The organism is Pontibacterium sp. (genome assembly GCF_041587635.1).
In the GTDB taxonomy this organism is placed as follows: domain Bacteria; phylum Pseudomonadota; class Gammaproteobacteria; order Pseudomonadales; family Balneatricaceae; genus Pontibacterium.
Genome location: NZ_JBFGYC010000263.1, coordinates 1 through 5440 on the forward strand (window position 1 = coordinate 1; position 5440 = coordinate 5440).

Below are 5440 nucleotides of genomic sequence, written 5' to 3' on the forward strand. Positions count from 1 at the left end.
AAGCTGCGCGTGAACAATCAGAGCAGCTCCTGGCTGAAATTGACGGGCTGAGCGCATAAGCGCTTAGCCATTTAGGAAACATACCGGGACGTTGTTATGTTTGAAGTACTAAAACCTATTCCACAAGATCCGATTCTGGCGATGATGGCCAGCTATCGGGAAGACACCCACCCACAGAAGATCGATCTGGGCATTGGGGTCTATAAAAACGATCTGGGTGACACGCCGATCATGCAGGCGGTCCAGCAGGCGGAAGCGCGTCTGTTGCAGTCTGAAACCACTAAAAGCTATACCGCACCGGCGGGGTCGCCGCTATTTAATCTGCGTTCTGCACAGTTGGTGTTTGGCACGGAACATCCGGCACTGAATGATGGTCGTGTGATCTCGGCACAGACGCCGGGCGGTTGTGGCGCGTTGCGCATGGGGGCGGAGTTCCTGCGCGGTTGCAGCAGCGAAAGTCGTGTGTGGGTGAGCACACCCACATGGGCTAACCATATTCCGCTGTTGGGCGGTGCGGGCCTCGATATCGTTGAGTATCCGTATTACGACTACAGTAACAAGAGCATTCAGTTCGATGCGATGTTGCAGGCATTGGAAGGTGCTAAACAGGGCGATTTTGTGCTGATTCACGGTTGCTGTCATAACCCAAGTGGCGCGGATCTGAACCGCGAACAGTGGGATGCCGTGGCCGATCTGCTGGAACGCAAAGGCCTGATTCCATTTGTTGATATGGCCTATCAGGGACTGGGTTCCGGTCTGGATGACGATGCGTACGGCGTGCGCATGCTGGCGGCACGTATGCCAGAGATGCTGGTGGCCACCTCCTGCTCCAAAAACTTCGGCCTCTACCGTGAGCGTACCGGCACCTTGTTTATTGTCGGTGAAACACCGGAGCAGACCTCCAATGCGGGCAGTCAGCTGTTCAGCAAAATTCGTAGCCACTACTCCATGCCGCCATCTCACGGTGCAGCCATCGTGGAAACCATCCTCAGTGACGACGAATTGAGCACCCTCTGGCAGGACGAACTGTCGCTGATGCGTCACCGCATTCAGGGCCTGCGTCAGAGTCTGGTGACGAAGATTACCGCGTCTGATATCCAAGGTGACTTCAGCTTCATCGAGCAGCAGTTTGGCATGTTCTCCTTTTTGGGCATTACACCGCAGCAAGTCGAGCAGCTCCGTACCGAACACAGCATCTACATGATCAATTCCAGCCGTATGAACGTAGCCGGGCTGAACGATCAGTGTATGGACTACTTTGTGGCCGCGCTGGGCGAGGTGCTTAAAACCCCGTAAGCGCAGCTCCAAAAAGACAACACAATAAAAATAATACGAGTAACCCAACAATGAACACTGTTCTATTCGATCATCCTGAGTTTGATGGTCACGTAAACCTGTACGTGCATTTTGACGAAAATACCGGCCTGAAAGCGATCAGCGCCGTACATCGTGCCTGGAATGGCAAGCCGGCAGTGGGTGGCTGCCGCTTGCGCAACTATGCCAGCGCCGATGAAGCCTTTACCGATGTGTTGCGCTTGTCGCGGGGTATGACGTTCAAGTCAGTGATGTCTGGTCTGGATTACGGCGGTTCCAAGTCCGTTATGATCGCCAATCCGGACACCATGGATCGTCGTGCGACTTTTCTGGCAATGGGTGATTTCGTCGAAAGCATGGGTGGTAAAGTCAAAACCGGCGTGGATGTCGGCCTGACCGCAGATGATGTGGAAGTCATGGCCGAGCGTACCTCCCATCTGGGTGGCCGTGCAGCATTGGCACCGGATCTCGTGACCGCCTATGGCGTACTGACCTCTATCAGCGCGGCAGTCAAACACCGTCGCGGTAGCGATGACCTCACCGGACTGTCCGTTGCCGTGCAGGGCCTTGGCAAGGTCGGCTTTAAGCTGGTTGAGCTGCTGCAGGCGCGCGGCGCTACCGTCGTTGCCGCAGAAGTGAATTCTGACGCCGTCAACCGTGCCCGCGATACCTTCGGCATTGAGATCGTTGATCCATCTGAGATCCACGCGCAGGACGTTGATATCTATAGCCCCTGTGCGCTGGGCATGGTGGTCAATGACCAGAGTATCAAAGAAATTTCCGCAGGCATCGTCGCCGGTGCCGCAAATAATCAGCTTACCCGTCCGCAACACGGCGTGGAGCTTGCCAAGCAGGGCACGCTCTATGTACCGGACTACATCGTGAACTGTGGCGGATTACTGGCGGTGACCAGTGATCTGGAAGCCAGCGATGAATCCTGGGTGTGGAACAAGGTGGATGAGATAGCTGAAACCCTCGATGAAGTCTTTTCCCTTGCCGATCGGCTGGAGATCGCAACCAGTTATGCCGCAGACCAGATTGGTGCTGCGCGTATCGCTAACTTTGATGCCAGTCAGGTGTGACCACTGATCCTTTTTCCCTAAAAAATCAGGCCTCTCAGAGGCTGCACAACCGAAATAACAATAAATATTTGGAGTGCCATTATGAAACTACGTAACTTCCTGACCGCTGCTGTCGCGGCTGCAACCCTCTCTATGTCTGTACAGGCTGAGCCTGTGTACGTTGCAACCACCGCCATCGTTGAACACCCGGCATTGGATGCCGTGCGTGACGGTATCAAAGATGTGCTGGCAGAAAGCGGATATTCCGAACAGGACCTGAAGTTTACTTACGAAAGCGCACAGGGTAACCCGGCCATTGCGGCGCAGATTGCGCGTAAGCTGGTGGGTGATGCCCCGGATGTGATCGTGGCGATCTCTACACCGTCTGCTCAGAGTGCAGTGAGCGCCACTAAAGATATCCCTATCGTGTTCTCTGCGGTGACTGATCCACTGGGTGCCAAGCTGGTATCAAACTACGAAGCACCGGGCCGCAACGTCACCGGTCTGTCTGATATGTCGCCTGTCGCTCAGCACCTGATGCTGATTCAGGAATTCCTGCCGACAATGGAAAAGCTGGGTGTGCCTTACAACCCGGGTGAGCCAAACGCGGTTGCGATCGTTGAGATGCTGAAGATCGAAGCCCTGACACTGGGCATCGAGATTGTCGAAGCGCCTGCCCCTAAATCGTCTGATGTGATGATCGCGGCCCAGAAACTGATCGGTGATGTGGATGCGATCTACTGCCCGACGGACAACACGATCCTGACTGCGTTGGAATCTGTGGTGAAAGTAGGTATCGATGGTCGTTTGCCCGTGTTCTCTGCGGATACCGGTTCTGTTGAGCGTGGCGCAGTGGCGGCTTTGGGCTTCAACTACGGGGATATTGGTCGCCAGACCGGTGAGGTGGTTGTACGCATCCTGAAAGGTGAAGCGGCCGGTGAAATTCCAGTGCGCGTTGCTAATGGTTCTGAGCTGTACGTGAACCCGAAAATGGCGGCACGCATGGGTGTTGAGATCCCGGCATCTGTATTGGCGCGCGCAACTAAAGTTGTCGAGTAATCACCTGAGCTGAGGGAAACCCTATGTCTCTATTTTCGTTCCTTGGCACCCTGGAGATCGGATTTATTTTCGGTCTGGTGGCGATTGGTGTGTACCTGACATTCCGCGTACTGGATTTTCCAGATCTGACCGTGGATGGCAGCTTTACGATGGGGGCGGCGATTGCTGCTGCCCTGATTATCTCGGGTGTGAACCCGTACATTGCAACTGTCTGCGCCACCTTTGGTGGTGCGGCAGCGGGCATGGTGACAGCGTGGTTGAACCTGCGCTTTAACATCCTGCACCTTCTGGCCAGTATCCTAACGATGACTGCGCTGTACACCATCAATCTGCGCATCATGGGTAAACCCAACCTGGCGCTGATTATGGAGGATACGGTACTGACACCGTTTGAGGCACTGGGTATTCCCAATATGTACGTGAAGCTGATCTTCGTGGCCGTTGTGGTTGTGCTGGTGGGTCTGGCGATCTCCTATTTCATGAAAACGCAGTACGGTATGGCGATGCGCGCAACGGGTGCGAATCCGCGTATGGCGCAGGCGAACGGTATTGTCATTAAGGAGAAAATCTACGCGGGTCTGGCTCTGTCCAACGGACTTGTTGCAATGGCAGGGGCACTGTTTGCGCAGACCAACGGTTTTGCCGATTCCACTATGGGTATCGGCACCATCGTGGTGGGTCTGGCCGCGGTGATTGTGGGTGAAAGTTTGTTTGGCAGTCGCTCAATGCTGGTCATCATCTTCAGCTGCATCATCGGTTCGCTGCTTTACCGTCTGGCGGTGTCGGTTGCACTGAACGCTGACTTCCTGGGCTTTACCGCCTCTGACCTGAACCTGATTACTGCGGTGTTGGTAGGGCTGGCGCTGATCGTGCCGCATCTGCGACGCGAACAGAAAGCACGTAAAGCTGCAGCTGTAGGAGGCGAAGCATGATTCGTTGTGAAGATATCAAAGTCACCTTTAACGCGGGTCTGGCGACGGAAAAACGGGCATTGCGTGGTGTGGATCTGGAGATCCCACAGGGCGAATTTGTCACTGTCATCGGTTCCAACGGCGCAGGTAAGTCCACGTTGTTGAACACTATTGCAGGCGACATTCGCGCTTCGTCTGGCGGCTTGTTCTTTGACGAAACAAACGTCACGGCGGTGTCTGCTGCCGGTCGTACCCGCGATGTGGCCCGCGTATTTCAGGACCCGTTGGCGGGTACCTGCGGCAACATGACCGTTGAAGAGAACATGGCGCTGGCCTATGGCCGAGGTAAACGTGGCGGTCTGGCGCCAGCACTGAACGATGACCTGCGAGATCTGTTCCGCGAGCAGCTTAAACGTCTGAATCTGGGGTTGGAAAACCGCCTCGGCGCTGAGATGGGCTTGCTATCGGGTGGTCAGCGCCAGTCGGTTAGCTTGCTGATGTCGGCATTACAGCCAAGCAAAATCCTGTTGTTGGATGAGCACACGGCAGCGCTGGACCCGAAAACGGCCGCGTTGGTGATGGATATCACCGATCAGATCGTCGAGGAGAAAAAACTGACCGTGATGATGGTGACTCACTCCATGCGTCAGGCGCTGGATCACGGTACGCGAACGATCATGATGCACGAAGGCAAAGTGATGTTTGATCTGGCCGGTGAAGAGCGCGGTCAGTACGACGTGAAAGACCTGCTGAATCTGTTTGCCAAAGCCCGTGGTGATGGCGAAGAGCTGGACGATGACAAATTGTTGCTGGGTGCCTGAAGGGGCGTTTGTACTCTGCAATCTTGAAGACACATACAACAAGAAAAATAGGTAGTTAGAATGAAACTGAAGAAGTTAACCATTGCCGTAATGGCACTCAGTGCGCTGTCTAGTGCACAGGTTATTGCCGCTGACACTGACGACAAAATGCAGGTGAATCTGGGTTTGCGTACTTTCTACATGAACCGTGATTTCGATGCGGGTATCCCGGATACCATCGCAGCGGGTCAGGCGTTCCGTGCCGAATTCCTGTCGCCATTCTGGAACGACATGA

The 5440-nt window shown here is 54.7% G+C and carries 5 protein-coding genes and 1 pseudogene; all 6 read left to right on the forward strand.

Features of this window, described 5'->3' with window-relative positions; all coding sequences use genetic code 11:
* The first annotated feature begins 96 nt into the window (after positions 1-96).
* Positions 97-1296 carry an amino acid aminotransferase gene (locus ABYW01_RS13000; protein ID WP_372833342.1) on the forward strand — a complete coding sequence of 400 codons (1200 nt, stop codon included), beginning with the start codon at positions 97-99 and terminating at the stop codon, positions 1294-1296.
* A gap of 50 nt (positions 1297-1346) precedes the next feature.
* Positions 1347-2396 carry a Glu/Leu/Phe/Val dehydrogenase dimerization domain-containing protein gene (locus ABYW01_RS13005; RefSeq protein ID WP_372833344.1) on the forward strand — a complete coding sequence of 350 codons (1050 nt, stop codon included), beginning with the start codon at positions 1347-1349 and terminating at the stop codon, positions 2394-2396.
* 81 nt (positions 2397-2477) lie between these two features.
* The gene (locus tag ABYW01_RS13010; protein WP_372833345.1) at positions 2478-3434 is read left to right on the forward strand and encodes an ABC transporter substrate-binding protein; all 957 of its coding nucleotides are present in this window, start codon (positions 2478-2480) and stop codon (positions 3432-3434) included.
* A gap of 23 nt (positions 3435-3457) precedes the next feature.
* Entirely contained in the window at positions 3458-4366 is a 909-nt protein-coding gene (locus ABYW01_RS13015) for an ABC transporter permease (RefSeq protein WP_372833347.1), read from the forward strand.
* The gene (locus tag ABYW01_RS13020; RefSeq protein WP_372833349.1) at positions 4363-5166 is read left to right on the forward strand and encodes an ABC transporter ATP-binding protein; all 804 of its coding nucleotides are present in this window, start codon (positions 4363-4365) and stop codon (positions 5164-5166) included. The genes ABYW01_RS13015 and ABYW01_RS13020 overlap by 4 nt, the downstream gene beginning before the upstream one ends.
* A 60-nt stretch (positions 5167-5226) precedes the next feature.
* Positions 5227-5440 (forward strand): annotated as a pseudogene (locus ABYW01_RS13025) (outer membrane porin, OprD family); the annotation flags it as partial.